This is a genomic window from Halomicrococcus gelatinilyticus, from assembly GCA_024227995.1.
GTDB classification, from domain to species: Archaea; Halobacteriota; Halobacteria; order Halobacteriales; family Haladaptataceae; genus Halomicrococcus; species Halomicrococcus gelatinilyticus.
The window spans coordinates 221,257-247,562 of record CP100467.1 but is presented as its reverse complement, the minus strand read 5'-3'; the positions used below and the strand labels follow the sequence as shown (position 1 = coordinate 247,562).

The following is a 26,306-nucleotide window of genomic DNA, read 5'->3' as shown; positions in this document are numbered from 1 at the left end:
CGTCACCGAACAGTGTCTCAACGAAGCCTCGCGGACCGTGTCACGGTGCCGGAGGTCGCGGTGTTCGTCTCCGGCGTCGTGAGCATGGGCATCGAGATCCTCGTCGGTCGCGTCGTCGCCCCCGAGTTCGGGAGCAGCATCTTCGTGTGGGGGAGCATCATCGGCGTCTCGCTCACCGCACTGAGCGTCGGCTACCACTACGGCGGGAGACGCGCGGACGAGCAGGCCACCCCGGGGAAGATCGTCCGGTTGCTGGTCTACACGGCGGTGTACATCGGCGGACTCGTCTGGGTCGGCGACCCGCTCCTCGCGGCCGCCTCGACGATACCACTGCCCGACCGGTTCGCGTCGCTGCCCGCGGTCGTCGCGTACCTGGCCGTCCCGACGTACATCCTCGGATTCTTCAGCCCGTACGCCGCGGAACTGCTCGACGCCGAGACGGTGGGCGGGGCGTCCGGGCACGTGTACGCGGTCGGGACGATCGGCAGTATCGTCGGCGCGTTCGGGACGACGTTCGTCCTCATCCCGGCGTTCGCCACGGTGACCATCGAGTTGCTGTTCGCGCTGTTGCTGCTCGGGACCGCGTTCGCGATCTCGCTGACGACGACGTCGGGCGTCGACCGACACAAGACGGTGACGGTCGTCTGCGCCGTCTCGATGCTGACGGTCGCGCCCGTCGCAGCGCCCGGCGCGGTCGACGTGGTCGAGGAGGAGACCGGCGGGATACCGGGCGACACGATCCACGAGACCCAGACGCAGTACCAGAAGCTAGAGATAGCCGACCGGCGCGGCGTCCGGACGATGTACCTGAACGGCCAGCCCCAGAGCGCGATGGACCTCGATGACCCGTACCGGCACGTGTTCGACTACTCGCGGTACATGCACCTCCCGTTCCTGTTCGCAGACGACCCCGACGAGATCGACCGCGTGCTGTTCGTCGGGGGCGGCGGGTTCACCGGGCCGAAACACTTCGTCCACGAGTACGACGTCACCGTCGACGTGGCCGAGGTGGACCCGGCGGTCGTCCGGGCGGGCAAGCAGTACTTCGACGTCGAGGAGTCCGCGAACCTGTCCATCCACACCGTCGGCGGCCGCCAGTACCTGCAGGAGACCGAGACCGAGTACGACCTCGTCGTCGTCGACGCGTTCAAGAAGGACCAGGTGCCGTTCCAGCTCACCACGCGCGAGTTCATGGAACTGGCGAAAGAGCGCCTGTCCGACGACGGTATCCTGTACATGAACGTCATCTCCGCGCCGTCGGGCAGCGCCTCGCAGTTCTACCGCGCGGAGTACCGGACGATGGAGACGTCGTTCCCCCACGTGTACAGTTTCCCGACGTACGGGTCGGGGAGCCACGTGCAGAACATCGAACTCGTCGCGACGAAAGACCCCGGAGTCGTCACCCAGAGCGAGCTCACGGCCCGGAACCGGGACCGTGACGTCGGCATCGACCTGGCTGACGAGATCGAGCCCTACAGGGCGAGCGAGGAGACGGGCGACGTCCCCGTGCTGCGCGACGACTACGCGCCGGTCGACGAGATGCTGAACGAGATGGCCGGGCGGCAGTACGTCGTCGAGGGAGCGCCGGGGATGAACGCGACTGCCGGGGCGTAGCACGGAGGGGTCGACTGGCGACGACAGCGTCGACAGACAGACGGTCGGCGACGCGTTACCGACCGAACGCTCCGTCGGGACACCCGTGCGAACAACCGCTCGTCCTCGCACCGTCGGACCACGGGTGGCTACGTTGGTGACGGTGCCGGCACGGCCGCGTACATCGAATTAGGTTGACACGTTCGGGCACCGACCGACCGATGGATAGCGGTTTCGACGAGTTTCTCACTCTGCAATTCCCCCTCAGTCATTAACCCCCTCTCCTGCGATGGTCGACCTGCTATGTCAGTCTCCCCGCACGCCGTCCCCCGACGGTCTGCCGTCAGTTCTCTCCATCCGAAACCGCAGCGAGTCTGGACGCCGACCGCCCCATCTCGACGGTGACAGATGGCGGATCGCGCCAAACCGGGACGTCCGACCCGCGAGTGGACGCTACCGCGCCTCGGTCTGTTGGTCGGCATTCTGGCCGGCACGGCGGTTCCGGCGTACTTCCTGCTCGTCGCCCAGCGCGCCCCGCTCGCCTGGGACTTCCGCGCCTATCGGTTCGCCGCCGGACTCGCCCGACGCGGTCGGAGTTTCGTCGGCGTCTCGCCGCCGGTCGGCGCAGGTGAGTTCGTCTACCCGCCCGTCACGGTCCTCGCGTTCTACCCCTTCGCGGCGCTGCCCTGGGAGGCGGCGTATCTCCTGCAGGTCGCCGGCAGCCTCGGGATGGCCGTCGCCTGTGGCCTCCTGATGGTCCGCTACCTGGAGGACCAGCGCGTCGGACTCCGGACGGTCGATAATCTGCTCGTGGTCGGGTTCTGCTCGACGAGCACGTACCCGCTCGTCGTCTACGGCCAGGGACAGGTCGACTTCCTCGTCCTGCTCGGTCTCACCGTCACCTACCTCGCCCACCGGGCGGACCGGGAGCTGCTGAGCGGTGCGGCGCTCGGCGTCGCGACGGCGTTCAAGCTCTTCCCCGTCGTCCTCGGGGTCTGGTATCTCCGCCATCGAGCGTGGCGAGCGGTGGCGGGACTCGTCGCCACGTGCACCGCGACGCTCGCTGCGGGCGTCGTCCTGTTCGGCCTCGAAATGCATCGGACGTACCTGCGCTTCCTGCTCACCGAGCGGAGCCGCGTCGACGAGTTCGAGGCGGGGATGAGTCCCGACTTCTCGGGGCTGACGCTCAGTCGTCCGCTCTCGAACCTGCTCCCGTCAGTCGACCCCGTACTCTACACGCCCATCGCCGTTCTGTTGCTCCTCCCCGTCATCGGACTGGTGTACGCCCGACTCCACACCGAAACGGACCGACTGGTCGCCTACCTCGCCACCATCGTCGCGATGCTCGTCGTCTCACCGGCGACGAACGCGCATCACGTCCTCTACCTGTACTTCCCGCTGGTGCCGCTTCTGTACTGCGTCGACGACCCCGGCGTGACCCGAACGCTCACGGCAGGGACGGTCGTCCTCTCCGTCCCGTTCAGGCCACGGCACCTCACGGAGGCGCTTACGACGCTGGGGGTCCCGTCGGGGACAGTGGCGACGGTTCGTCACGTCGTCCGACCCGCGCTGTCCGTCGCGTCCGTCCCGCTCGTCGGACTCGCCGTCGTCCTTCTGGGATGCGTGCTCTACCGGTGTCGCTGTTATCGGCGGCGACGGCCCGTCGAGGTGCAGTCGACGGGCGACTGACCGTGGTCGGCGGAATCGCCGGCTAGTCCGTGACGACGTCGGCCAGCACGGCGACGGCGGCGTCCGACCGGCAGTTCGCCAGCCACCGCTCGATCAGCGCGGCGACGACGCGCCGGGACGTGACGGCGACGAGGGCCCGCTCCTCGGCCGTCACCTCGCCGCTGGCCTCCAGACGCCGGAGCGCCCTCGAAAGCTCGCGGCGTCGGACCTCCTCGCCCCAGTCGCGAACCGCCTCCTCGGCGTCGTCGCGTTCGCTTCCTGTCATCCTTCGATAGTTGCTCCTCGCCCTCCGAGACGCCTGTCCCGAACACGTTCGTCGCAGACGTCCCTGTCGGGGTCCCGGATAGTATTATCAGTCAGTGCCGCCAGTAACACTGTTGAGTATTATCGACAGGCTACGCCGGGTCCGACGGCCAGAGAGAGGTGTCACTCGCGACGTCGCCGTGGTCACGAGGAGCGTCGGAACAGACTGACGGTCGTGGCTGTCGCGTCCGAGTCGACCGTCCAGCGCGGCGCGGTCGGTGGTGGACGCGAGCGCCTGACGTGGCACGACGTCCGGGAGTGGAGTCGGTTCCGCGGGTCTGGAGAAAGACGAACCGTGACGAGGGTCGAAACTGGTCTCGCCAGCCGTGTTTCCGAGGCCAGCGCTATCAGGCACGACGAGGGCTGGTCGAGAACGACGGTTCCTGCACCGTGAACTAGCAGCCGGAACTATAACCCATATTATATAATTTTGCTATTCTATACTTAAATTTAAGTTGTCGAGAGACGACTCCGGCATGGTACTTCGGTACCGTGTTTCGGATGGAGGAAGAAATCACACACAGTTCCGAATCGCATCGCCTCGAAGACGCCCCGCTGTCGCGACGGCAGTTCGTCCGCCTGTCGGCCGCGACGGCCGGCGCGGTGTCCCTCTCCGGCGTCGGGTCGGCAGACACCACGTCGTCGAAGCTCACCGACCTCTACGGGTTCGTCGTCGAACGCGTCGACGACGACTACGAGATCCCGACGCTGGTCGAACTCCGTCACCCGACGTTCGAGGGGCTCGAGGAGTACGCCGACGAGCGGTTCCGGACGACGAACGAACCGACGGCCGCAGCGTGGCTCCGGTTGACGCCCGCCGAGGTCGGGGAGGTAACCGAACTTCCGGTCGTGACCCGGCTCAGGTACTCGCCGGGGTCGAACCCGTTCTGGCGGCTCGGTCACTACCCCGACGGCGTGTTCCCGGCCGTCGAGGACAGCGTCGACTTCATCGACTACGAGCAGATGATCGACGGCGTCCAGCACCTCGCCGCCGAACACGAGGACAGGGTGCGGGTCAGGTCGTGGGGCCAGAGTCCCGGCCACGAGAACCTCTTCGCGGAGACGGCCGCCGACCCGAAGGAGCTGTGGGTCGTCGAGGTGACCAACGACGTCGACGACGAGGCGGCGTTCCGCGAGAAGGAGAAGGTGTTCTTCTCGCTGAGCATCCACGGCGACGAGCGGTCGGGAGCCGAGGCCGGGTCGCGGTTCGTCGAGCGACTGCTCGAAGGCGAGGAGCCGGCGGTCGAGGCACTCCTGGACGACGTCGTGCTCCTGTTCGCGTACACGAACCCCGACGGGTGGGCGGCGCGCCGACAGGAGTACCTCGTCAACGACGACCCGACGGGGGACCCGGAGCCGGAGCACAACTCCTTCAAGCGCGAGACCGCGACCGGCGTCGACCCGAACCGCGGGTATCCCACCGTCGGGTGGATCGACCCCGCGTACTACCCCGCCGAGCCGAACGGAGCGGACCTGGCGGACGACGCCCCCGGCGTCGACGACGACGTCCCGACGTCGCCGAAGGACTACGAGCGTATCGTGCCCGACTCGCTCGACATCGTCGAGGCGCTCCGCGACTACGAGAACCTCGAGTACGGGTCCGACCTCCACGGGATGTTCTGGTCGGAGAGCTTCATCGAGGGACTCATCGTCAACGACCAGTACGACCACGGCGAACTCCACGACGTCTACGAGCTCAACCGCCGGACGGAGGACCGGATATCGGCCGAAATCGAGAGCGACCTCGAGGCACGTCGCGAGCAGTTCGCGTCGCTGAATCGGGAGTACCTGATCGACGGATTCGGCGTCCCGCCGGAGGAGGCCGACGACATCGACCTCCCCGAACCGGACTCGGCGTACACGTACGGGACCATCTACGACACCATCCGGTACACCACCTCCGGGACGCTCATCAGCTGGATGAGCCACCCCGAGGAGCAGGGCGGTCTCGGGGTCACGATGATGGCCCACGAGATGGGGTGGGACAACCGCGTGTTCGACAGGACGACGTTCCGGCCGTGGCTGGTCGACCTGCAGGTGCGCGGATACCTGGCCGCCATCCGGAGCGTGACGGAACACGCCGCGACCGAGGTGACGGCGGACGTGCGGACGGGCGGCGCGACCACGGCGTACGTCGAGACCGACGCCCTCACGCGACGGTCGAGCGACCTGTCCTTCGAGGAGGGCGACGCGACGACGACCGGCGAGACGGTGACGGTCGACGGACGGTGGACCGCGTCGACGGTCTCCGTCCCCGGCGACGCGCGACAGCTCTCGGTGACGGTCGACTCGCAGGACGGGCCCGTCCTCTCGAAGCTCCGCGACCCGAGCGGGCGCGTCGTTCGAACGCACGCCGCCACCGAACGTCGGGGACGACGGACGATAGAGTGGTCGGTCGCGTCGCCCGCCACGGGAGAGTGGACGGTCGAGGTGAAGACCGTCGGCGGGACCCGGGCGACGCGGGTGACGGTCCAGCGGACGGTCGTCACCGGCGGTGGCGGCGACGTCGACGCACCTGACCCCGAGTCGGTCTTCGGCTACGAGCAGCGCGACTACAGCGTCTCGCCGCTGGCGTACTTCGACGACTACGCGGAGTACGTCGCCGACGCGACGGGGAACGACGGCGGGCGTGGCCGGCGCGGCGGCGGGAATATCACGGACGCGATGACGGGGACGACGGTCGAGGCCGTGAAGGACGGTGCGCTGTTCCGCGGACGGAGCGACCGACTCGCGGTCGAGAACCTCGTCGTCTCGCACGCCGAGGGCGCCGACGAGGAGGCGTACGTTCGCGAGCTCGACCGGTTCGTGGCGAACGGCGGCAACCTCGTCCTCACCGACGCCGGCGTCGCCCACCTCGGCGCGCTCGAGAACGACCTGGCGGCGCCCGTCGCGCCGGACGACGTCACCACCTTCGGCATCTTCATCCCCCACTTCGACGACCGGAACGACGACCATCCGCTCCTGGCAGGCACGCGGAACGTCCAGCGCGAGCTCTACAACGTGCCACCGGTCGGGTATCCGATCTCCGACGCACCCGTCACCGGCGTCGACCGGGCGGCCTTCGAGCGCGCGGGCGGAACGGTCGCGGGCGTCACCGACGGCCCGGAGTCGCTCGTGACCGCGGGGTCCATCGCGCGCGACGACGGTTCGGGCGTCCACGTCCTCGGCGGGATGCTCCCGCCGGCGTACCAGGGTACCGCACACCCGTTCGGGATGCTGGAGTACACGTCGACGTTCCTGAGTCACACCGTGCTGACGAACGCCCTCGGGTTCGAGCAGCGGCGCTTCGTTGACGGGGAACTCGTCGACACGTTCGGCACGCTCGAGTGACCCGACGACGGCGAGCGCGACGGCCGGCGACGTCGCCGCCGTGACGCCGGCGTCCCGTCGCGCTCTCAGACGCCCGCGACTCGGGCCCCATCGCGGTCGCGGAGGCCGTCGGCGCGGCGGCGCTCGCCGGGGAGACCGGCGACGAGACGTACTGGCAGTGGTACGACGAGTGCTGGACGTACGCCAGAGAGCACCTGACCGACCCGAAGTACGGGAACTGGTACGAGCGACTGTAACCGGACGACGAGCGAGACGTGGACCGCGAGGGGCCGGCGGTCGAGCCCGGCTACCACCCCGTGAACAACGCGGCGGTGGCCATCGACGCGCTTGAACGGTAGCGGGTCCGCGACCGCCGGCACGCCGGAGGCAGTTCACCCGTCGAAGCCGCGGAAGACGAGGAGGCCGTAGGTAGCGACGAACACTGCCGGGACGGCGACGATGGCGGCCCCGAGGACGACGCCGAGGACGCCGGTGTTCCGGACGAGCCCCGTCACGAAGAAGGACGCAACGCTACCGGCGAGGAGGTGTGCGAAGCCGAACGACGCGTAGGCGCCGCCGTCGAGCGCACGTTCCACGGTCGATGCGAGCGCCGCGCCGAGCGGGGCGTCGCTGACGACGAGTTCGAACGGGAGGCCGTAGACGAGGTACGAGAGGACGACCACGACGGCGAGCGCGAGCGGTGGGAACACCAGGAACGGGAGCGCCGCGAGCACGACCGCCGTCCGAACGAGGTTCACGCCGACCATCCGCACCGTGAACCGTTCCACGCTCTCGACGAACGCCGGCGGCGCGTCGTCGATGCGGCCCAGGAGCGCCCCGAGGAACCCGGCCTCGAGCGCCGACGTTATCAACAGCCCCACCAGGAACAGCGGCAGGAACGCGAGGACGGAGAGCGGGCCGCCGGCTGCGGCACCGCCCGGACCGCCCGGGCCGTTCGGGAGCGAGACGTACGTCCACAGCGTCGGCAACCCCGTCGGGAAGGGGAACGTCGCGCCGCCACCGCCCCTGGCCGCGAGCGCACGAGCGACCTTCGAGAGCGAGAGGAGGGTCGCAGCGGCGGGGACGACGGCCAGCGGAATCGACGCGGTCGTGACGTCGACGGCGCGTTCGGTTCGGGAGGGCATGACCGGGTGATTACGCGACTCGCATATATTCGTGTCCCTCCAGCGACGGGACCGGGGCGGACGAGCGGGGCCCGCGTCCCCGCGACGGCGGCGACCGGTAGCGGGATGCTGCCGGATTCCAGGGTGGGAAGACGGTGGACGCCTTCGGCCGTACTGGCCAGTCTGACGAATACAACTGACGAGTAATACCGTGAGGGGAACTGAACGCCGGCGGACGGCAACGAGACGACGGTAGACGGCAACGGGCCGTCGGCGAACGGAGGCGACGCAGCCGGTTCCCGCGACGTGACAGTCACGGCAAACAATAAGAGCACGGACCGGACACGGTCCAGATGGCGAACTCATGAACGTACCGGACACCGTCACGACGGCGCTCGCGGACCGGCCGGTCGACGGGCGGACCTGCCTGGAGGCGGGCGCCGGCGTGGGGAACATGACGGCTGCCCTGGTCGAAGGCGGCGCCGAACGCGTCTACGCGATCACGAACGACGCCGACCACGCGACGAAGGTCCGCGACAGGACGGGTCAGGCGTCCAGCGTCGCCGTCCTCGAAGCAGACCTGGAAGCGACGCCGCTGCCCGCGGACGCCGTCGACGTCGTGACCGCGCACGCGCTGTTCAACGTCCTCGAACCGTCGTCGGCCGTCGCGATAGCGGAGGAACTGACGCGGGTCGCCGCGCCCGGCGCACACCTCGTGGTCGACGATTACGCGCCGATACCGACGGACGCCGCCGTCCGGCACCTGTTCGCGATCGAGAACGCCGCCGCGGAGCTGGCCGGCCGTCGCCCGGCGCTGACGTTCTACCCGGTCGACGGGCTCCGCCGCCTGTTCGGCGGCCTCGGCTGGGAGTTCGACCGGACGCGAACGCTGCTCGACCCAGTCCCGTGGACCGAATCCCACTTCTCGGCGCACGTCGACGTCGTCCGGTCGCACGCCGAGGCCGTCCCCGGCGACCTGGGCGAACAACTGGTCGCGGCGGCCGAAGACGTCGCTGCCGAGACCGGGTCGGAGGAGGTCGGCGAGATGTACAGCCTCGCGATGTGGCTCCCGGAGACGACGTCGCGGGCGTAGAACCTGACAGGTCCCCGCCGGACGACGGTGCGTCGGCGGCGATTCAGCGTTCCTCGACGAACGGAAGGGCCTCGATACCGTCGGCGACGTCACGGACGACCGACTGCGCCGGGTCGTACGAGACGAGTCCGGCGTCTGAGAGTTTGGGGAGGTGGGCGTGATGCAGCGACACCTGGACGCGCTCGACGAGGTCGCGAGGCGCGTCGTCGGCCTCCCGTGCCGCCACGGCTTCGGCGAGCTCGGCGGACGAGAGCGGCGGCGACCGTTCGTGAAGCACCGCCAGGAGGATGCGGCGGCGTTCGCTCGCGAACAGGTCGAACAGGTGGTCGGGCGCCAGGTTTCGCTCGCTCGTTCGGATCGAGTCGTACGGTGTCTGGTTCTTTGAATTGCTCATGGTTCTCGAGGGACGGCGTGGATGGCTGCGGACGTGTAGACAGGACCCACCCCACCCGCATAAGATACCGGTCTAAAATATTAGACCAGGCCGCAGTCGCACTCGTTCGCCGGTTCTGAGGAGGAGTCGACCGAACCACTCGCGACGACCACCGAGTGATACTCCTCGGCAAGGTTCGAGGCGCCGACTGCTACGTACGGGCCGGTCGGAAGCATCTTCGCCGTCAACGGAAGCCCCATGGATGTGGAGTCCGTACCTGTCGCCATGGGTTCGACGAACGGGTCGACGCTCGACGCGACGCTCGCCGCCTTCCACGAGACGGACCCGCCCGGAACGCCGCTGACGGCCAGCGAGGTCGCCGAAGAACTCGACTGTTCGCGCCGTGCAGCCTACGACCGCCTGATGCAACTGTCCGACCGGGGCACCCTGGAGACGAAGAAAGTGGGCGCCCGAGGGCGTATCTGGTGGCGGCCAGTCGCGACAGCGGACTCGGACGTTTCGCAGTCACAGGCGATGTCGCTGGTGACCAACGTCATCGAAGACGTCGAGGTCGGCGCGTTCGTGCTCGATGCAGACTTCGACGTGGTGTGGGCGAACGATACGGTCGAGCGGTACTTCGGTCTCGAAGACGTCGACATCGTCGGGCGATCGAAGCACGAGCTGATAGACGAGCACATCCGGGACGTCGTCGCTGACGCCGAGACGTTCACGGAGACCGTGTTCGAGAGCTACGAGGAGAACGCGTCGTCACGCTCGTTCGAGTGCCACGTCACCCCCGAGGACCGACGGGAACGATGGCTCGAACATCGGAGCAGGCCCATCGAAACCGGACGGTACGCCGGGGGACGCGTGGAGCTCTACTACGACGTCACCGAACGGCGGCGGACCAGCGACGTGCTCAACGAGCGCGAACGCGAACTCCGCCGCGAACGCGACCTCGTCGAACAGATCCTCGAATCGTCGCCGGTGGGCATCTCGGTCCTCTCCCGGGAGGGCGACCTCGAACGGGCAAACGAGCGCGCGCAGGCGCTGCGGGGCGTCGACCCGGACGAGGACGACCGCCTCGTCGCCGCGGAGCGCGACATCTACGACGAGACGGGCGAGCCGGTCGCCGACGAGGACCGTCCGTTCTACCGGGTCACCGAGAAAGGCGAGCCGGTCCGCGGCTGGGAGATCCAGCTCGCGGTGCCGGGCGAGAACCGTCGCTGGCTCTCGATCAACGCGACGCCCATCCGGAACGAGGACGGCGACGTCGAGCGCGTGGTCACCACGAGCCAGGACGTCACCCAGCTCAAAGAACAGGCGCTGCGACTCGAACGCCAGCAGGCGGACCTGCGCCGCGAACTGGACGAGGTGTTCGAGCGCATCGACGACGCGTTCTACGCGCTGGACGACGACTGGCGGTTCGCCTACGTCAACGAACGGGCGGAGGACATGCTCGGCACGAGCGCTCCCGAACTGCTCGGACGCGAGTTCTGGGAGGTCTTCCCGAAAGCCGACGACAGTCGCACCGGCGACGCGTTCCACCGCGCGATCGAGCAACAGGAGTCCGTGATGTACGAGGAGTACCTGGAACGGCTCGACGTCTGGCTCTCGGTGACCGCCTACCCGTCGGAGAGCGGGCTCTCGGTCTACTTCCGGGACGTCACCGATCGAAAGGAGCGAGAGCTGGAGCTCCAGCGCTACGAGCGCATCATCGAGACGATCGAGGACGGGGTGTACGTCCTCGACGCCGACTCGCGGATCGTCACGGTCAACAGCGCGTTCGAGAAGCTCACCGGCTACGACCGCGAGGAACTGGTGGGTCAGTTGCCGTCGCTGCTCGTTATCGACGACGAGGACGTGGAGCACGCCGAAACGCTCCACGAAGAGCTCCGGGCGAACGACCGGTCCACCGCGCGATTCGAGGAGGACATAGAGACGCGCGACGGCGACCGCCTCACCGTCGAAGCCCGGTTCGCCCTCTACGAGATGGGAGACGGGGAGACCGGACGCGTCGGGGTCATCCGCGACATCTCCGACCGCATCGAGTACCAGAACCACCTCGAACGACAGCGGGAGCAGCTCTCCGCGTTGAACGACCTCAACGCCATCGTCCGCGACATCACGACGGCGGTCATCGAGCAGTCCACCCGCCAGGAGATAGAGACGACGGTCTGCCAGCGACTCGCCGAGTCGGACGCTTACGAGTTCGCCTGGCTCGCGGAGGTCGATCCCAGGAAGCAGTCGATCGAGCCACTCGTCGAGGCCGGCGTGGACGGATACCTCGACGCCATCCAGCTGTCGGCGGACTTCGAGGAGTCGGTCGGCAGGGGGCCGGCCGGACGAGCGGTCCAGACCGAGGAGATACAGGTCGTCGAGGACGTGTTCGACGACCCCGACTTCGCGCCGTGGCTGGAGCAGGCGCGCGAGTACGGCTACAGTGCCGCGGCGGCCATCCCGATACTGTACGAAGGGACGCTGTACGCCATCCTCGGCGTATACGCCGACCGCGACGGGGCGTTCCAGGGACAGGAACGCACGGTCGTCGGACAACTCGGCGATATCGTCGGCCACGCCATCGCGAGCATCGAGCGCAAGCGCGCGCTCATGAGCGACGAGGTGGTCGAACTCCAGTTCCGGGTCCGGGACGTCTTCGAGTGGCTCGACGTCTCGTCGACCACGGACGGTTCGATCGCGCTCGAACAGACGATCCCGCTGTCGGACGACGAGTACCTCGTGTACGGGACCGCGACCGGCGACTCGACGGCGGCACTCGAAGAGCTCGTCGCGGAACATCCCGCGTGGGAATCGCTCACCGTCATCGCGGAGACCGACGACAGGACCAGGTTCGAGTTCGTCGAGACCGATTCGACGCTGACCGCCACCATCGGAGACCACGGCGGTTACGTCCAGCACGCCCGGTTCGAGGACGGCGACTACAACCTCACGGTCCACCTGGCACCGAGCGGCGACGTCCGGACCATCATCGACGCGGTACGGGAGTCCTACCCCGGCGCGGAGATGGTGACGCGTCGGCAGGTCTCCCGGACGGCCGACGTCCAGCGCAAGGCGCGGCGGGCCGTGATGGAGACGATGACCGACCGCCAGCTGGCGACGCTGGAAGCGGCGTACTACGCGGGGTTCTTCGACTCGCCGCGCGAGAGTTCGGGCGGCGAGGTGGCCGACTCGCTCGACATCAGCGCGCCCACCTTCCACAGCCACATCCGCAAGGCCGAGCGCAAGCTGGTCGCGGCGCTCCTCGGCGAGGACATCCCCGGCGACGCGTAGGAGGCCGTCCACGGGGCCCCGCGCCGGGACGAACCGAGGACGGCTCCAGTGCGGTCGCTGGCACCCGTCGACGACGCGGTGGAGAACACCGGAGACGGCCGGCGGCAATCGGGGCCAGCGTCAGGTCTTCGTCGTCTGTACGTCCGTGAGAAGGGCCTCGCCCTTGTCGGTCACCCGGTAGACGGCCTCGTCGGTCACTGACGTGATGAACGCGTGCTCGGTGAGGAGGTCACACCGGCGTTCGGCGTACGAGAGGTGGATGCCGAGCCGGTTCGCGACGAGAGGTACGTAGTCCGGTTGCGTACGCTTGAACGAGACGAGTATGTTTATATCGACGGGGCGCATCCATTCTGGACGGTCAGTCATACGGACGTCTATCCGCATTATTGTGATGTGCTACCATATATCTATTGCCGGGCGCACCCCGATACCGCAACCGGACACCGTCGAGTGAGGACGACGGGACCGGAACGCGTCGGGGAGACGGCCGGTTTCATCCCCTCGACAGGGGGATTTTAATCCCCGTACGTCTAGTGCGTGACCATGGCGGAGAACGTCGACGCGGAGCAGATTCACCGGTGGATCGACGACGACCTCGTGGAGAACGTCGAACAGGTTCCGGACGAGGCGGCAGAGTTCAACTACGCCATCGAGATGTCGAACATCCTCGTTCACGTCATCCGACGCCAGCCCTCGGGACCCGTCATCATCGGGCAACAGATAGAGTACGGCGAGGACATCCGCTCGCGCATTAGGAACCTCCCCGAGAGCGACCGGAACGAACTCGTCGCGCGCATCCGCGAACTCCTCACCGAGGTGCCGGTCGTCTACGGGTTCCACGACGAGCACGGGGAGAACGTCCGGTTCAGGGACATGAAACAGATCTTCCTCGAGTACCGCATCTACCCCGACGCGCTGAGCCAGCACGCGCTGATGTCCGGACTGGTCGACGTCTGGAAGGCGATGCGCTACCTGGACGACATCGTGACCCTCGTCGACAGCGTGGCGGACTGACGGGGCGACGGAACGGAGCGCGAAGTCCCCCAGGCCCGGTCAGACGGCTGCGACCGCGGTGAACGCGCCGTAGCCGACCGCGAGCGCGAGCGCGAGCGAGCCGACCCACGCCGCGACCGTGTACGCCATCTTGCGCTGGCTGACCGAGGTACCGCCGGCGGCGTAGCCGCTTCCGATGATTCCCGAGACGATGACCTCGTTGAACGAGACGGGGATGCCGAGCAGGATGGCCGTCTGCGCGATGAGGAAGGACGGGATGAGCGCCGCGATGGAGCGCCGCGGCCCGAGCGAGGAGTACTCCTGCGCGAGCGCCTTGATCATCCGGGGCGCGCCGGTCCACGACCCGGCGAGCAGGCCGAGACCGCCACCGACCAGCAGCCAGAAGCGGCCGAACGTCACCGAGTCCCAGAGCGGCAGGAGCGGGCCGACCGCGAGGCCGACCTGACTGCCGCCCGCGGAGAACGCGACGAGCGCACCGAGCGCGAGCAGGAAGTGACGCTGTCCCGCCGTCGCGTCCATGTCGATGTCGAAGGCGATGACCTGTCGACAGCCCGTCGCCACCGTGAGCGACACCGCGACCTGCATCAGCGGCAGACTGGCGAGCGGGAGCTGGGAGACGCCCGCCGCGACGGTCGCGGCGAGGGAGGCGCTCTCGCCCGGCGGGCCGAGGAAGACGAACTTCATGTTCGCGACGGTGAGACCGACGATGCCGGCGAGCAGCGGAACGACGGTCTGCTCGGGTATCCGTTCGTGCCGGAGCAGGCGCGCGGTGGCGTAGGCCAGCGAACCGCCGACGAACGGGACGGCGACCCACAGCGCGACGATCTTCGAGTACATTTCCCACGCCGGTTCGCCGCCGTGAGCGAGTCCGACGCCCACCACCGCACCGGTGACAGTGAACGCGGTCGCGATCGGGTAGCCGGTGTATATCCCGAACGCGACCAGGGCTGCGGCGGTGACCAGCGCGACGACGATGGCCATCGGCGAGAGGACGACCCCGTGGATCAGGTTCTTCCCGATCGTCGCCGAGACGTTCGCTCCCTGGAAGACGGCGCCGGCGAACCCGAAGATGCCGACGACGAAGCCGGCCCGCATCACCGAGATGGCGTTCGCACCGACGGCGGGCGCGAACGGCGTGGAACCGGACGACCCCGCGCCGATGGTCCACGCCATGAACAGGCTCGCGACGGCGGCGACCGCCATGGTGAGCAGCGCACTCGATCCGATCATGTCGTCTTCCCCGTGGTCATGTCCGTACTCCGTGGTCGACTGTCGGTCGATTCCTGACCGATCGTCGCAGATCGGTCGCGAGCGACGTAGCGTGGCGCATCGTCGTCGACGTTCACCTCGAAGACAGGGCGGTTCGCCTCGACCGCGAACCGAAGCGACGCTCCTGCGTGCCCGTCACCGTGTGGCAGGCGGCGGGGACGCCGCCGCAAGTTCGGCCCTGGTGTTGACGTTCGTCGTCGACTCCTCGACTGGTAGCCCGGCGGGCGCGGCGTCCACGGGCACCGTGACGACCGGCTCCAGCGATCCGAGCAACGCCCGTGGCCCGGCCGACGAGGGGAGGCGGTTCCGGACGCGTTCGACCGCCGACGTCCGGTAGAGCGCGTGCAGCGGCTCCGGCGTCCCGTCGGGATGGCGGACCGCAAGCGCCGCCGGGGGCGCGTCGGACGCGTCACCGCGGTCCCGAAGCGTGTCGACCAGCCACCGCACGACCGCCGGCGAGAGCAACGGCATGTCACAGCCACAGCAGAACAGCCAGGGCGCGTCGACGGCGTCCGCCGCGCCGAAGACGCCGGCGAGCGGGCCGTCGAACCCCGCATCGTCGCGCGCGAACGCCACACAGCGGTCCGACAGCGCCGCCGCGCACGTCTCCCGCTGCGCGGCGGTGCGAACGGCGACGACCGGCGACCGGTCCGTGGCGTCCGCGAGCGCATCGACGACGCGACCGAGCAGCGTGCGCCCACCGAACGACGCGACGGCCTTGTTCGCGTCGGCGTCGCCGAACCGGCTGCTCCGGCCGCCGGCGAGGACGACCCCCGTCACGTCCGGGTCCGCGGCCGAGTGCTGTCGTGCGTGCATGGGCCTCAGTCGTCCCCGGTCGACGACGGGTCGTCCGTGGTGAACTGCGACTCGGGGTCCCAGCGCTCGCGGCGGCCGACGGGACCGTCGACGTACCAGGCGTCGTCGTCGCCCTCCGTCTTCGGGGGCGCGATGGGGCGCTTCAGCCACTTCGGGCGGCGCAGGCCGTCGGGGCCGGGCGCGGGCTCGGTCTCCTCGACCCACTCGCGGTAGATCGCCATCGACCTGTCGGTGTCGACGAAGATGTCACCGTAGTAGTCGTCCTCCTTCGCCGGCGTGACCGTCACCTTCTGGTGCCAGCAGTGCATCCCCGAGATGGGGTCGGGGTGGGGTGCGTGCGTGAGGTTCTGGGCGACGCCGCCGTCGGTCCACCACACGCGCTCGGAGTCCGGGTCGTCGCTCTCGAACGGATGGATGCCCTCGGTCTGACGCATCCCCCACATCGACTGGTCGTTGTCGAGGTCGACGGTGACCTTCCCGTAGGGGTCGCCGCCCTCGTCGTAGTCGCCGTCTGCCTCGCCGTCGTCGCGGTCGACCTTCCACTGGCCCATGTGGTGGCTCATCGCCACGATGCCGGGCTTGATGCTCTCGGTCACCCACACCTCGTTGACGTAGTAGCCGATTTCCGTCTCGACGCGGACGAGGTCGCCCGTCTCGACGCCGAGGCGGTCGGCGTCCTTTGTGTGGACCCAGACCGGGTTGTTGTGCGAGATCTCCTCGAGCCACTTCGAGTTGGACGAGCGAGAGTGGATGGCGGTCGGCAGCCGGAACGTCGGCACCAGCACCATCTCGCCGTCGTCGTAGTCGATGTTCTCGGGGTGGACGTGGGACTTGATGTAGTGGGGGATGGTGTACTTGTCGTCGTCCCAGCCCCACTCCTCCAGCGTCTTCGAGTAGAACTGCTGTTTGCCCGTCGGCGTCGGGAACCCGCGCTTGGGCTGGCCGTCGACCAGCACGCCGAGCACGTCCGTGTCGATGTCCGCGACCGACTCGCTCTCGACGACGTCGTACTCGTAGCCCAGGTCGTCGTCTGCGACGGTGTCGACGCCGAGGTCGTCGTCGCCCGTCTCGGGCACGCGGTGGATGGTGTCGTACTCGTCGACGAACACGCCGTCCTCCGCGAGCACGGCGGGGTCGAGGTCGTCGGCGTGGAGCTCGTACTGGTTCTCCTTGGCCTCGAACGCGCCGTGGTGTTTCATGTACTCCAGCGGCTCCATCCCCTTCTCCTCGGCGGCCTCGACCAGGTTCTCCTCGTGCTCGAAGATGTACCGGTAGTACTCGTCGATCGTCATCTGCTCCGGGTCGTCGGACGCCGCGCCGCCGTCGCCGTCCGCCGGGTCGGCAGTCGCCGCGTCGCCGGGCGTCTCGCCCGACGCCGCGGAATCGGCGTCCGTCCCCGACCGGGCGTCCGCGGTCCCGCCGTCGCTGGCGGTGGCCTGCCCCGACTCGTCGTAGGGGCTCTCGAAGTACTCGCGGATGCCGAGTTCGCCGTCCTCGTCGACTCGCCAGGAGAGGTCCATCCAGAACTCGTCTTCCTCCCAGACCTCGCCGGGGTTGGCCTCGTAGGTCCGCTCGACGTCCTCGCCCTCGCGCTCGGCGTACTCCCGCAGCACCGGCTGGCGGTAGGTGACCCAGGTCGCGGCGTGGGTCTCCTGGCTCTGGATGTCGTGGCGCTCGGGGCTGTGACCCATCGGCAGGACGTAGTCGGCGAAGTACGCCGTCTCGTTCCACGTCGGCGTCAGCGCCACGTGCATGCCGACCTTCTCCTGGTCGCTGAGCGCCTCGATCCACGAGAAGCCGTCCGGGTAGGTGTACACCGGGTTGAACACCCGCGTGAAGTACACCGACAGCTTCCCGCGGCCCTCCTTCAGGAAGTAGGGCAGGAGCTGGCTCATCTCGTAGTGGGCGAACGGCCACTCCTTCGGAAGCTGGAGTTCGTCCCAGAGCTTCTGGCGCGGCGGCTCCTTCGGGAGTTCGGGGTCGAACTTGTGCCAGGCGTTCGGGGAGGTGCCGCCCTTCGTGCCGACAGCGCCGGTCAGCACCGACAGGAAGTGCAGCGTCCGCGAGACCTGCCAGCCGCCCTTGTTGCCGGAGGCCGCGGAGCGCCAGATGTGGCTGGCGAAGCGGTCGCCGGCAGTGCCGATCTTGCGGCCGACCTTCGCTATCTTCTCGGCGTCGACGCCGCTCTCCTGGGCGGCGTACTGCGGCGTGAACTCGGCGTAGGTCTCGCCGAGCACGTCGAGGTACGTCTGGAACGTCCGCTCGCGGCCGGGATGCTTCTCGTCGAGGAACTGTTTCCAGTTCACCCAGCGGCGCATGAACTCGGCGTCGTAGAGGTCTTCCTGCAGGATGACGTTCGCCATCGCGAGCAGGACCGCCGCCTCGCTGCCGGGCTGGGTCGGCATCCAGACGTCCGACATGGCGGCCGTGTTCGACAGCCGCGGGTCCATCACCGCGAGCTGCCCGCCCTCCTGCATGCCCTCGATGATGCGCTGGGCGTGGGGGTTGAAGTAGTGGCCCGACTCCAGGTGCGCCGACAGCAGCAGGATGAACTCGCTGTTGGCGAAGTCGGCGCTCGGACGGTCGTACTTGTGCCAGAAGGCGTAGCCGGCGCGCGCACCCGACGAGCAGATGTTGGTGTGGGAGTTGTGGCCGTCGAGCCCCCAGGCGTTGATGACCCGGTCCATGTACTCCTCGTGGCCGGGCCGGCCGACGTGGTAGGTGATCTCGTTCTCGCGGTCGTCCTCGATGGTCTCGCGCATCTCCGAGGCGATGTCGTCGAGCGCCTCGTCCCACGAGACGCGCTTCCACTGGCCGCTGCCGCGCGGGCCGTCGCGCTTGAGGGGGTGTTCGATGCGCTGTGGGTCCTTGATCTGGTTGACCGTGGCGGGCCCCTTCGCGCAGTTGCGACCGCGGCTCCCCGGATGCTCGGGGTTCCCCTCGATCTTCCGTATCTCGCCGGTGTCCTTCTCGATGTAGGTGAGCAGGCCACAGCCCGCCTCGCAGTTGAAGCAGGCCGTGGGGACGACGGAGTAGTCCTGCGGTTCGCCGCTGGACTCGTACTCCGTCCAGTCGTGCCACTCCGACGGGTCGGGGTAGCTCGAGAGTTCGCCGTCGGGGCCGGCGCGCTCGACGCCGTCGACGCGCTGTCGCTGTCGTTGCTTGTTCGTGTCGTCTGTGCGGTTCGAGATGAGGCCCAGCCGCTGGGCCAGTTTCTCGACGCCGCTCGGGTCGAATTCGTGTCCCATGTTATGCGAGCGAAATTGTCTGCGGTGCAGTTATCCAGCAGTACTCGTAGGCGAACAGGCCGACGAGGGCGGCCACCCCGGCGAGCGCGACCGCGACCGGCGTTGCGCTCAGCGCGAGTGCGACGAGCGGCAGGGCGATGCCCACGACGATGCCGCCGCCCCAGAACGCGGTGCTGAACCGGCCGCGGGCGATGCGCGCCGCCGCCTCCTCGGCGTCCTCCGTCTGGTGCGGGGTGAACAGCTCGGAGGCCACCAGCCCGAAGTGGGCCACCAGTCCGCCCGCCAGCACCAGCCGCGACGGGCCGATCAGTTCGTCGAAGCCGCCGAGGCCGAGGAAGGCGGTGACGGCCGCGCCGGCGACGAACGCCTGGACGAGCATGTGCAGGGGCATCGCGGGGCTCTGCCAGAGGTCGCGGCCCTTCGACTGGCTGAACAGGAACGCCGTGTAGACCGCGGTGGCGGCCGCCAGCACCGACCCGACCGCCAGCACGACCGGGTTCACGACGGCCTCGACCTCGAGCAAGCCGCCGAGCACCACCAGTCCGAGGAAGCCGCCGAAGGCGGTGATGATGTACGCGCCCTTCACGAGCCAGGAGTTCCAGTTCGGCCGCAACAACACCCAGTGGAATCGCTTCGGCCGTTCGAGGTCGAGGATGAGCAGCACGCCGGTCAACCCGAGGAACACCGCGCTGACGAGCGAACTCGCGCCCATCAGCGCGACGTCCGGTTCGATGTAGCCGACCGCCATCAGCAGCGCCGGAATCAGGAAGACGCCGGCGGAGATGGACTTGGTCATGGTGTAGGAGTAGACCTCCCAGCCCCAGGACTCGTAGTGGCTCTCGCCGACGTCGTAGACGCGGCGGGCCTCCTCGTGGAGCAGTTCGTAGGCTCTCGTCGTCCGGTCTTTCTTCTCGCTGGTCGTCCCGGTCGACGCCTCGGTGCTGTAGCCGCCGTCGGACGCGACGTCGTCGTCGGCGGCGCACGAACAGTTGCCGCCACAGCCGCAGTCGCCGCCGCAGCCACAGCCGGACCCGGCGTGTGCGTGGCCGCCGTCGGCGCGCGCCTCGTCGTCGCCGGTCGAGAGCGAGACGTCGGAGTCGGCGAGCGACTCGGCGGCCTTCTCGAGGTCGAACTCCTCGCGGGCCGCGCCGTGGGTCTCGACCTTGTTCGGAGCGTCCGACCACATGTAGTGCTCCTCGCGGCCGGTCGAGCCGGGGGTGATCGACCCCTCGTCGCCGTCGACGTAGAACAGTTTGGGCTCGGTCCCCTTCTCCGGCTTGCGCGCCTGTACCTCCTCGCCGGCCACGGTCTCGGCGATGTCGGTGTCCCGGTCCTCGAGGTCGCCGGCGAGGATGGCGTCCTCGGGGCAGACGGTCACGCAGGCGGGTTCGCGTCCCGAGTCGACGCGGTGCGAGCAGTAGTTGCACTTCGCGGCCGTGGACGTCTCGGGGTCGATGTACAGCGCGTCGTAGGGACACCCCTGCATGCAGGCCTTGCAGCCGATGCAGCGGTCGGTGTCGAAGTCGACGATGCCGTCCTCGCGTTCCCAGAGCGCGGTGACCGGACAGACGTCGGTGCACGGCGAGTCGTCGCAGTGGTTGCATCGCATCACCGAGAAGTTGCGGTTCGTGTCGGGGAACTCGCCCTTCTCGATGTACTTCACCCAGGTCTTGTTCACGCCGATCGGATCGTCGTGCTCGGTCTTGCACGCGACCGTGCAGGCGTGACACCCGATACACCGCCGGTTGTCGATGACGAAGCCGTAGTTTGTCATAGTATCATTGTCACTCACGGTACGATACCGTCCGTACGCTCCTGCCGTCACTCAGCCACCTAGCCATGTTAGCTAACACCACAGACCAAGCATCTGGTCTGCATTATAGTTTTCGCCGAATCGCACGAGCAACGTCGGCCGGAGGCTGTCACGTGTCCGTCCATCGCTCGCGAGGGGGAACGACGGCATCGCCGGTGACTCCCGGACAGCGGGAAGACGAACCGGGCTGTTCCAGCGACCTTGCTCTCGTCACAGGAACAGTGCCGGGACGGTCTTCCGGAAGATGTTCAGCGAGATGATGAACAGCATGATGATGACGATCCAGTTGAACTTCGCTTCGTCGACCTCGAGCCGGCGGAGGTAGGTCCCCAGCAGGAGGCCGACGATGGTGACGGTCGCGATGGCCGACCCCAGCCAGAGCCGGTAGGGAGTCAGCAGGCCGTTGAACCACATCTGGACGATGCGTTCGGTGAAGACGAATGTGAAGATCATCGACAGACCGCCGACGTACCGCTCGGTGTCGCGCTCGAACGTGTGCAGGTAGGCGGGGAGCAGCGGCCCGAGGTTCGCCGCGGCGAGCAGGAACCCTTCGACGAGCCCCACCGTTCCGAGCGCGACAGGGTTGTGGGCCTTCTCGATGACGACGAAGTCCTTGCCCACCTCGAACAGCACGTAGCCGAACAGCAACACGCCGATGAGGAACGGTATCGCGGGGCCGGTCTGGAACGTGCTGAGGAAGAACACGCCCGCGAACGAGCCCACGATGGCGAGCAGGATGAGCGTCCACTCGCGCTTGATGTAGGTCAACCCGGTCCTGGTCTCGCCGATCTGGAAGAGGTTGATCATCCACGGCGGGATGGCCAGCACCACGACTGCGAGCGTCGGATCGATGACCGTCGCGAACACCGGCGTGGTGATGAGCGCGTACCCGAAACCGAGCGCGCCCTTGACCGCACCGGAGAAGATGGCCACGGCGAAGAAGAACAGCAGGGTGAGCGTGCCCACCTCGGCGTTGACCCCGTCGGTCATGCTATCGACGCCGGGGAACAACGCGACGGTAGCCACCAGAACCGTCCCGGTGGCTAGCACCATCATCAACTCACGGTACTGCAGGGCGAGCAGGTTCCTCGTGAACTGTCTCGGCTGGATCTCCGTGTCCTTGGTGGTCATCTGTGATCACGAACCCGTACCGTTGTCTGGGTCTGGTGGCTGTGGGTCATCAGTCGACCGCGCATTTGTTCGGCCCGAGTTCTATCTCGGGGTCGGTCACCTCTCGTTTCCCCTCGTTGATGGCGATGATCTCGTCGTGGTTCGCCGGCTTCGAGCCCAGTTGCTCGATGATGTAGTCGACGAACGCCTCCCGGGAGTCCTTCTGGACGGCCGGATTCGTCTCCTTCACCTCGCCGATCGTCGCGGTGACCGGCGTCCCGGCGTCGACCTCACCGCCGCCGTAGTGGGCCGGGAAGATCGACACGTCGTCGTCGTGTTCGAGGATCGTGTCGAAGATGGTCTCGTAGAGCACCTCGGCGTGTTCCTCGGCACCCTCGTCGCCGTGTTCCAGGTCGGGTCGACCGACGCTGTCGACGAACTGCGTGTCGCCGGTGAGCATCGCGTCGCCGTCGACCAGATAGGAGGTGCTCTCCATCGTGTGGCCGGGCGTGTGGAGCGCCTCGACCTCGTGACCACCGACCTCGAGGACGTCGCCGTCCTCGACCAGCGTGTACTCCGAACAGCCGTCGGGCTGGTCGGTCCGGTCGGAGACGGGTGCCCCGACGACGAGTTCGGCGTCGTACTCGGCGGCGAGCTCGCAGCCCGACGAGATGTGGTCGGCGTGGATGTGCGTCAGAGCGACGTACTTCACGTCGATGCCGCCGTTCTCGTCCCGGAGGCGCTCGTCGCCCTCGAGGTTCCGCCTGAACACGTCGGTGTACTGCACCGGGTCGACGATCATGGCCTCGCCGTCGGCGCCCAGTACGTACGACAGACAGCCGTTGGCGACGCGCTTGGCCTGCTTGAACACGAGGTCGGAGCCGAAGTCGATGTCGACGACGTCGAACACCTGGCTCCAGCCCAGCATGCCGTCCTCGAGCGTCGCGACGTCGAAGCCGCGACGCGAGAGGGCCGCCGCGGCCTGCCGGCTCGTGTTGCCGTGGGCACAGACCGTCACGACCGTCTCCCCCTCGTCGAACAGCTCGTTCGGGTCTTTTCCGAACTCGTCCTCCTCGGCGTCGTACGGGAGGTGGACCGCACCTGGAATGTGCCACTGGTCGTAGGACTCCCGCGACCGGACGTCGGCGACGGGCGTTCCGTGGTTGATTCTACCGATCAGTCTCTGCGGGGTCATCTGCCCCATCGTATGACCTGCTTGCATCGGTTTCACCTTGATTGCGGTGTGGTGGCATACACCACCGGGAACAAGTATACAGAGCCTGCCTGAAATAGTTACCCGTTCAGAAACGCTCCCACGGGGCTCCGCGAGGCCGTCGGGACGTGTGACGGCATCTTCATCGCAGTGAACATTTATGGGATTCGGCCGTGATTACCGGACCATGTTCGATTCGATACTGCTCCCGGTGGACGGTTCCGGGTCGATGGACACGCTGGTCGAGTGCGGCTACGACGTGGCCCAGACCCACGGTGCCGACGTACACGGACTGTTCGTGAACAACGTCTCGGACATCGTCCCCACGACCACCGCACCCGCAGCTCCGGACGCCATCGACAGCGAGGTCGAACAGCGGGGCGAGCAGGCGCTCAACCGCATGCGCCGGATGGCGCCCGCGGGCATCGACCCCGACACCGAGATCCGGCAGGGGAACCCGGCGAACGAGATCATCGAGTACACGAAGGAGAACGACATCGACTGCATCGTCATCGGCCGGAAGGGGACGTCGATGCTGTCGCACCTCGGGAGCAACACGTCCGGTGTCGTCCAGGCCAGCCAGGTCCCGGTGCTGGTCGTGCCGTTCGAGGACGCTGCACGCACCGAAGAAGAGTAGCTGGGCAGCGAGCAGTCTGCCGCGGCGTCACCGCTTGCTGTTGAACCCTTCTTCGGTGTGGCGGTTGCTCTGCGGGATCATCGAGACCTCCGTGTACTCCTCGCCGTTGGCGTAGTCGACGCCGGGCTGGATGTGCGGATACGGCCCGTCGGCCGGGGTGTTCTGGACGTCACCGCCGTCCTCGGGCGTCTGGACGAGCCCCATCACGTCGTAGTCCACGGGGGAGTTGCGCTCGAAGTGGTCGATCAGCACGTCGACCGGGATGGTACCGTTCTCTATCTCGACGTTCTGGAAGGGGAACCCGCAGTTACCGAGGTCCTTCTCCGGATCGCCGGGTCGCCTGAGCGTCGCCACGGTGTACGTCTCCTCGGGGTCCATCGGCTCGCCGTCGACGGTCATCTCGACGAGTCGCCGGCCGCGCTTCGCGGTCGGGTCGATGGTGACCTCGACGTTCGAGGAGTAGTTCCGGAGCCGGCCGTCCTCCTGGTCGTAGACGTACGGCGTGAAGTTGTCCATCAGGAACTCCTCCATGTGGTTCATGATCTGCTGGCCGTACGCGTCGCCCTTCGCCACGGGAGCCGTCATCGGGAAGAAGGTGTAGAGGTCGCCGATGGTCACCTCGCCCGCCGGGATGGCCGAGCCGTACCGGAAGCCGTGCGAGATGGCCAGGTCGGCCTCGAAGTGCTGCTTGAGCGCGTCGTTGTAGAGCGTGTTCCAGGCGCTCTCGAGGAACGACTGGCGGTAGAGCGGTTGCTCCGTCTCGCCGACGACGGTGTCGATGGGGCGGTCGAGCGTCCCGTTCCCGCGCTCGAAGTGGACGTCCTCCTCGAGGAACGGCGCGCGCACCTCCTCGACGGTGCGCTGGGCGGCCTCGTCGGGGGCCGGCGTGTACTCGTGGTCCTCGACGAGACAGTAGAGGTTGTGCCGGAACTCGACCTCGCCGTCGGCGATCCGCACGTCGACGCGACCCAGGCCGTCGCCCATCCCGGACTCGACGACCACGGTTTCGGTGTCCTGGACGACGATGGGTTCGTGGGTGTACTCGTGGGTGTGAGCCGAGAACATCACGTCGATGGAGTCGAAGTCCTTCGCCGCCTGGACCATCCACTGGAGTCCGATCTCGGTGATGGCGACCACCACGTCGGCCCCGTCGTCGCGCGCCTGCCTGGCGTACTCGTCGAGCAGACGCGGGTGCTTGGCGAACTTGTACTTCTCCTTCCAGAACAGCGGCATCATCCGGTCGACGTAGACGTTCGTCATGCCGACGACGCCCACCTTCGTCCCGCCGACGTCCTCGATGGTGTACGGGTCGAAGATGAGCTCCTCGCTGTCCCAGTCGAGGAGGTTGTTGGCGAGCACGTGCGCGTCGAGGCTCTCCATGAGGTCCACCATGTTGCCGTCCTCGACGGCCTCGTTGGAGTAGTCCCAGTTGCCCGGCATGTAGACGTCGGGCTGGAGGTGGCGGTTGACGGGGTCGAGCATCGACCGGCCGAGGGTGTAGGTGGTGACCGCGGTGCCGTGGAAGGTGTCGCCGCTCATCAGCGTGAACACGCTGTCGCCGTACTCCGCCCGGAGCTCGTCGAGTTTCGCGGTCAGGAGGGGGACGCCGCCGCCCTTCCTGATGAGCTTGTCCTTCCCGTCGAAGTCGAAGTCGGGCCTGGATTTCGGATTGTCGTAGTACACCTGGTAGCCGGGCGTTATCTGGCCGTGGAGGTCGCTCAGGTGCGTGAACACCACGTCGGGGTCCTCGTCGGGACGGTCCGACGCCGTACCGTCCAGTCGCTTCCACTCGCCAAGGTACTCGCTATCAATACCCATGATACAGCCCAACTCCAGGAACCAACTTATTATTTGTGTACGTTGAGTTATGGCTCTCCCCGGTCGGAGTGTCGAACGCGGACGTCCACCGTTCCGGCCCCGGAGAATCGCCGGGATGCGCCGCGGTGATGGCCGCTGTTCGGTCGAGGCGACCTGCCGGACCGGCCGGTACGCCGCCGACAGTCCTCGCTATCCCGAGCAGTCCGTTCTGCATCACAGAACGAAAGTCGTGTCGATTGACACCATCTGGCCGCCACCACCCATGCTAAACGGTGACAAAGGCCTGGATGCGCTGCTGCGACACCGGCCGAACGCTCACGTCGTCGTTATCCATGATAGAACGGCGAGTCACGGCCGAGCGCGTGACCGACCCGCCGGGTCGGGCGATGTCGCCGGAGTGGTGGATCGTCTCCGGGAGCGGTCTTCACCAGAACGCGACCCATCGCGGATAGATTTTCGTTACACTGATTGTTGCACCTGTCTTCGTTGAAGTATTTTATCGCAGGTTCGCGCCAGAAAGGCGTTCTATAATGCTGAACAGGCGATTCCGACGGGAAGGACCGCCGGTGGGCGTGAACTGCTCCACGTGACCG

The 26,306-nt window shown here is 67.6% G+C and carries 19 protein-coding genes; 8 read left to right on the top strand and 11 right to left on the bottom strand.

Annotation, left to right across the window (positions count from 1 at the left end):
* Nucleotides 1-12 precede the first annotated feature (12 nt).
* A complete protein-coding gene (locus NKT36_RS18400; RefSeq protein ID WP_327053888.1) occupies nt 13-1,614 on the top strand; it encodes a spermidine synthase in 1,602 nt (533 codons plus the stop codon).
* A gap of 387 nt (nt 1,615-2,001) precedes the next feature.
* Nucleotides 2,002-3,282 (top strand): glycosyltransferase family 87 protein, encoded by a 1,281-nt coding sequence (locus tag NKT36_RS18395; protein ID WP_327053887.1) that lies wholly within the window; start codon nt 2,002-2,004, stop codon nt 3,280-3,282.
* A gap of 22 nt (nt 3,283-3,304) precedes the next feature.
* Here the strand turns inward: NKT36_RS18395 and NKT36_RS18390 are convergent, their stop codons facing one another.
* Nucleotides 3,305-3,547, bottom strand: coding sequence for a hypothetical protein (locus tag NKT36_RS18390; protein WP_327053886.1), 243 nt, complete (start codon nt 3,545-3,547; stop codon nt 3,305-3,307).
* A gap of 539 nt (nt 3,548-4,086) precedes the next feature.
* Here NKT36_RS18390 and NKT36_RS18385 point away from each other — a divergent pair.
* Complete coding sequence (locus tag NKT36_RS18385) at nt 4,087-6,915, top strand: M14 family metallopeptidase (RefSeq protein ID WP_327053885.1); 2,829 nt, start codon at nt 4,087-4,089, stop codon at nt 6,913-6,915.
* Nucleotides 6,916-7,004: 89 nt separating this feature from the next.
* A complete protein-coding gene (locus NKT36_RS19290; RefSeq protein ID WP_407652254.1) occupies nt 7,005-7,151 on the top strand; it encodes an AGE family epimerase/isomerase in 147 nt (48 codons plus the stop codon).
* A 135-nt stretch (nt 7,152-7,286) separates the two neighbouring features.
* Here the strand turns inward: NKT36_RS19290 and NKT36_RS18380 are convergent, their stop codons facing one another.
* Nucleotides 7,287-8,039: a hypothetical protein gene (locus tag NKT36_RS18380; protein WP_327053884.1), complete on the bottom strand. Its 753-nt coding sequence runs from the start codon at nt 8,037-8,039 to the stop codon at nt 7,287-7,289.
* A gap of 343 nt (nt 8,040-8,382) precedes the next feature.
* Here NKT36_RS18380 and NKT36_RS18375 point away from each other — a divergent pair, with 343 nt between their 5' ends.
* Nucleotides 8,383-9,111, top strand: a complete 729-nt coding sequence (locus tag NKT36_RS18375; RefSeq protein ID WP_327053883.1) for a class I SAM-dependent methyltransferase — start codon at nt 8,383-8,385, stop codon at nt 9,109-9,111.
* Nucleotides 9,112-9,154: 43 nt separating this feature from the next.
* On the opposite strand, the gene NKT36_RS18370 is transcribed toward NKT36_RS18375, so the two are convergent.
* Entirely contained in the window at nt 9,155-9,505 is a 351-nt protein-coding gene (locus tag NKT36_RS18370; RefSeq protein WP_327053882.1) for a DUF7344 domain-containing protein, read from the bottom strand.
* A gap of 264 nt (nt 9,506-9,769) precedes the next feature.
* Here NKT36_RS18370 and NKT36_RS18365 point away from each other — a divergent pair, with 264 nt between their 5' ends.
* Complete coding sequence (locus tag NKT36_RS18365; RefSeq protein WP_327053881.1) at nt 9,770-12,775, top strand: PAS domain S-box protein; 3,006 nt, start codon at nt 9,770-9,772, stop codon at nt 12,773-12,775.
* Nucleotides 12,776-12,895: 120 nt separating this feature from the next.
* Here NKT36_RS18365 and NKT36_RS18360 read toward each other — a convergent pair whose 3' ends face one another.
* On the bottom strand, nt 12,896-13,141 hold the full coding sequence (locus NKT36_RS18360; protein ID WP_327053880.1) for a hypothetical protein: 246 nt from the start codon (nt 13,139-13,141) through the stop codon (nt 12,896-12,898).
* Nucleotides 13,142-13,318: 177 nt separating this feature from the next.
* Here NKT36_RS18360 and NKT36_RS18355 point away from each other — a divergent pair, with 177 nt between their 5' ends.
* The gene (locus tag NKT36_RS18355; protein WP_327053879.1) at nt 13,319-13,789 is read left to right on the top strand and encodes a DUF2299 family protein; all 471 of its coding nucleotides are present in this window, start codon (nt 13,319-13,321) and stop codon (nt 13,787-13,789) included.
* Nucleotides 13,790-13,828: 39 nt separating this feature from the next.
* On the opposite strand, the gene NKT36_RS18350 is transcribed toward NKT36_RS18355, so the two are convergent.
* The 6 genes from NKT36_RS18350 to NKT36_RS18325 all read right to left on the bottom strand — a co-directional run bounded on the left by NKT36_RS18350 (nt 13,829) and on the right by NKT36_RS18325 (nt 23,240).
* On the bottom strand, nt 13,829-15,019 hold the full coding sequence (locus NKT36_RS18350; RefSeq protein ID WP_327053878.1) for an inorganic phosphate transporter: 1,191 nt from the start codon (nt 15,017-15,019) through the stop codon (nt 13,829-13,831).
* A gap of 174 nt (nt 15,020-15,193) precedes the next feature.
* Entirely contained in the window at nt 15,194-15,874 is a 681-nt protein-coding gene (mobA, locus tag NKT36_RS18345) for a molybdenum cofactor guanylyltransferase (RefSeq protein ID WP_327053877.1), read from the bottom strand.
* Nucleotides 15,875-15,879: 5 nt separating this feature from the next.
* Nucleotides 15,880-19,122, bottom strand: a complete 3,243-nt coding sequence (locus NKT36_RS18340; protein ID WP_327053876.1) for a molybdopterin-dependent oxidoreductase — start codon at nt 19,120-19,122, stop codon at nt 15,880-15,882.
* 1 nt (nt 19,123) lies between these two features.
* On the bottom strand, nt 19,124-20,896 hold the full coding sequence (locus tag NKT36_RS18335; RefSeq protein WP_327053875.1) for a 4Fe-4S dicluster domain-containing protein: 1,773 nt from the start codon (nt 20,894-20,896) through the stop codon (nt 19,124-19,126).
* A 249-nt stretch (nt 20,897-21,145) separates the two neighbouring features.
* Nucleotides 21,146-22,066, bottom strand: coding sequence for a sulfite exporter TauE/SafE family protein (locus NKT36_RS18330; RefSeq protein WP_327053874.1), 921 nt, complete (start codon nt 22,064-22,066; stop codon nt 21,146-21,148).
* A gap of 49 nt (nt 22,067-22,115) precedes the next feature.
* Nucleotides 22,116-23,240 carry an MBL fold metallo-hydrolase gene (locus NKT36_RS18325; protein WP_327053873.1) on the bottom strand — a complete coding sequence of 375 codons (1,125 nt, stop codon included), beginning with the start codon at nt 23,238-23,240 and terminating at the stop codon, nt 22,116-22,118.
* Between the two features lie 205 nt (nt 23,241-23,445).
* Between NKT36_RS18325 and NKT36_RS18320 the strand changes: the two genes are divergently transcribed.
* Nucleotides 23,446-23,895: a universal stress protein gene (locus tag NKT36_RS18320; protein WP_327053872.1), complete on the top strand. Its 450-nt coding sequence runs from the start codon at nt 23,446-23,448 to the stop codon at nt 23,893-23,895.
* A 27-nt stretch (nt 23,896-23,922) separates the two neighbouring features.
* Here NKT36_RS18320 and NKT36_RS18315 read toward each other — a convergent pair whose 3' ends face one another.
* Nucleotides 23,923-25,713: a 5'-nucleotidase C-terminal domain-containing protein gene (locus tag NKT36_RS18315; protein WP_327053871.1), complete on the bottom strand. Its 1,791-nt coding sequence runs from the start codon at nt 25,711-25,713 to the stop codon at nt 23,923-23,925.
* Nucleotides 25,714-26,306: the final 593 nt, after the last annotated feature.

Bases quoted from the DNA above. Each gene is read 5' to 3' on its own strand.
- NKT36_RS18340 (WP_327053876.1), bottom strand. From the start codon at position 19,122: ATGGGACACGAATTCGACCCGAGCGGCGTCGAGAAACTGGCCCAGCGG.
- NKT36_RS18315 (WP_327053871.1), bottom strand. From the start codon at position 25,713: ATGGGTATTGATAGCGAGTACCTTGGCGAGTGGAAGCGACTGGACGGT.
- NKT36_RS18360 (WP_327053880.1), bottom strand. From the start codon at position 13,141: ATGACTGACCGTCCAGAATGGATGCGCCCCGTCGATATAAACATACTC.
- NKT36_RS18355 (WP_327053879.1), top strand. From the start codon at position 13,319: ATGGCGGAGAACGTCGACGCGGAGCAGATTCACCGGTGGATCGACGAC.
- NKT36_RS18325 (WP_327053873.1), bottom strand. From the start codon at position 23,240: ATGACCCCGCAGAGACTGATCGGTAGAATCAACCACGGAACGCCCGTC.
- NKT36_RS18375 (WP_327053883.1), top strand. From the start codon at position 8,383: ATGAACGTACCGGACACCGTCACGACGGCGCTCGCGGACCGGCCGGTC.
- NKT36_RS18395 (WP_327053887.1), top strand. From the start codon at position 2,002: ATGGCGGATCGCGCCAAACCGGGACGTCCGACCCGCGAGTGGACGCTA.
- NKT36_RS18320 (WP_327053872.1), top strand. From the start codon at position 23,446: ATGTTCGATTCGATACTGCTCCCGGTGGACGGTTCCGGGTCGATGGAC.
- NKT36_RS18380 (WP_327053884.1), bottom strand. From the start codon at position 8,039: ATGCCCTCCCGAACCGAACGCGCCGTCGACGTCACGACCGCGTCGATT.
- NKT36_RS18370 (WP_327053882.1), bottom strand. From the start codon at position 9,505: ATGAGCAATTCAAAGAACCAGACACCGTACGACTCGATCCGAACGAGC.
- NKT36_RS18385 (WP_327053885.1), top strand. From the start codon at position 4,087: ATGGAGGAAGAAATCACACACAGTTCCGAATCGCATCGCCTCGAAGAC.
- NKT36_RS18365 (WP_327053881.1), top strand. From the start codon at position 9,770: ATGGGTTCGACGAACGGGTCGACGCTCGACGCGACGCTCGCCGCCTTC.
- NKT36_RS18390 (WP_327053886.1), bottom strand. From the start codon at position 3,547: ATGACAGGAAGCGAACGCGACGACGCCGAGGAGGCGGTTCGCGACTGG.
- NKT36_RS18335 (WP_327053875.1), bottom strand. From the start codon at position 20,896: ATGACAAACTACGGCTTCGTCATCGACAACCGGCGGTGTATCGGGTGT.
- mobA (WP_327053877.1), bottom strand. From the start codon at position 15,874: ATGCACGCACGACAGCACTCGGCCGCGGACCCGGACGTGACGGGGGTC.
- NKT36_RS18330 (WP_327053874.1), bottom strand. From the start codon at position 22,066: ATGACCACCAAGGACACGGAGATCCAGCCGAGACAGTTCACGAGGAAC.
- NKT36_RS18350 (WP_327053878.1), bottom strand. From the start codon at position 15,019: ATGATCGGATCGAGTGCGCTGCTCACCATGGCGGTCGCCGCCGTCGCG.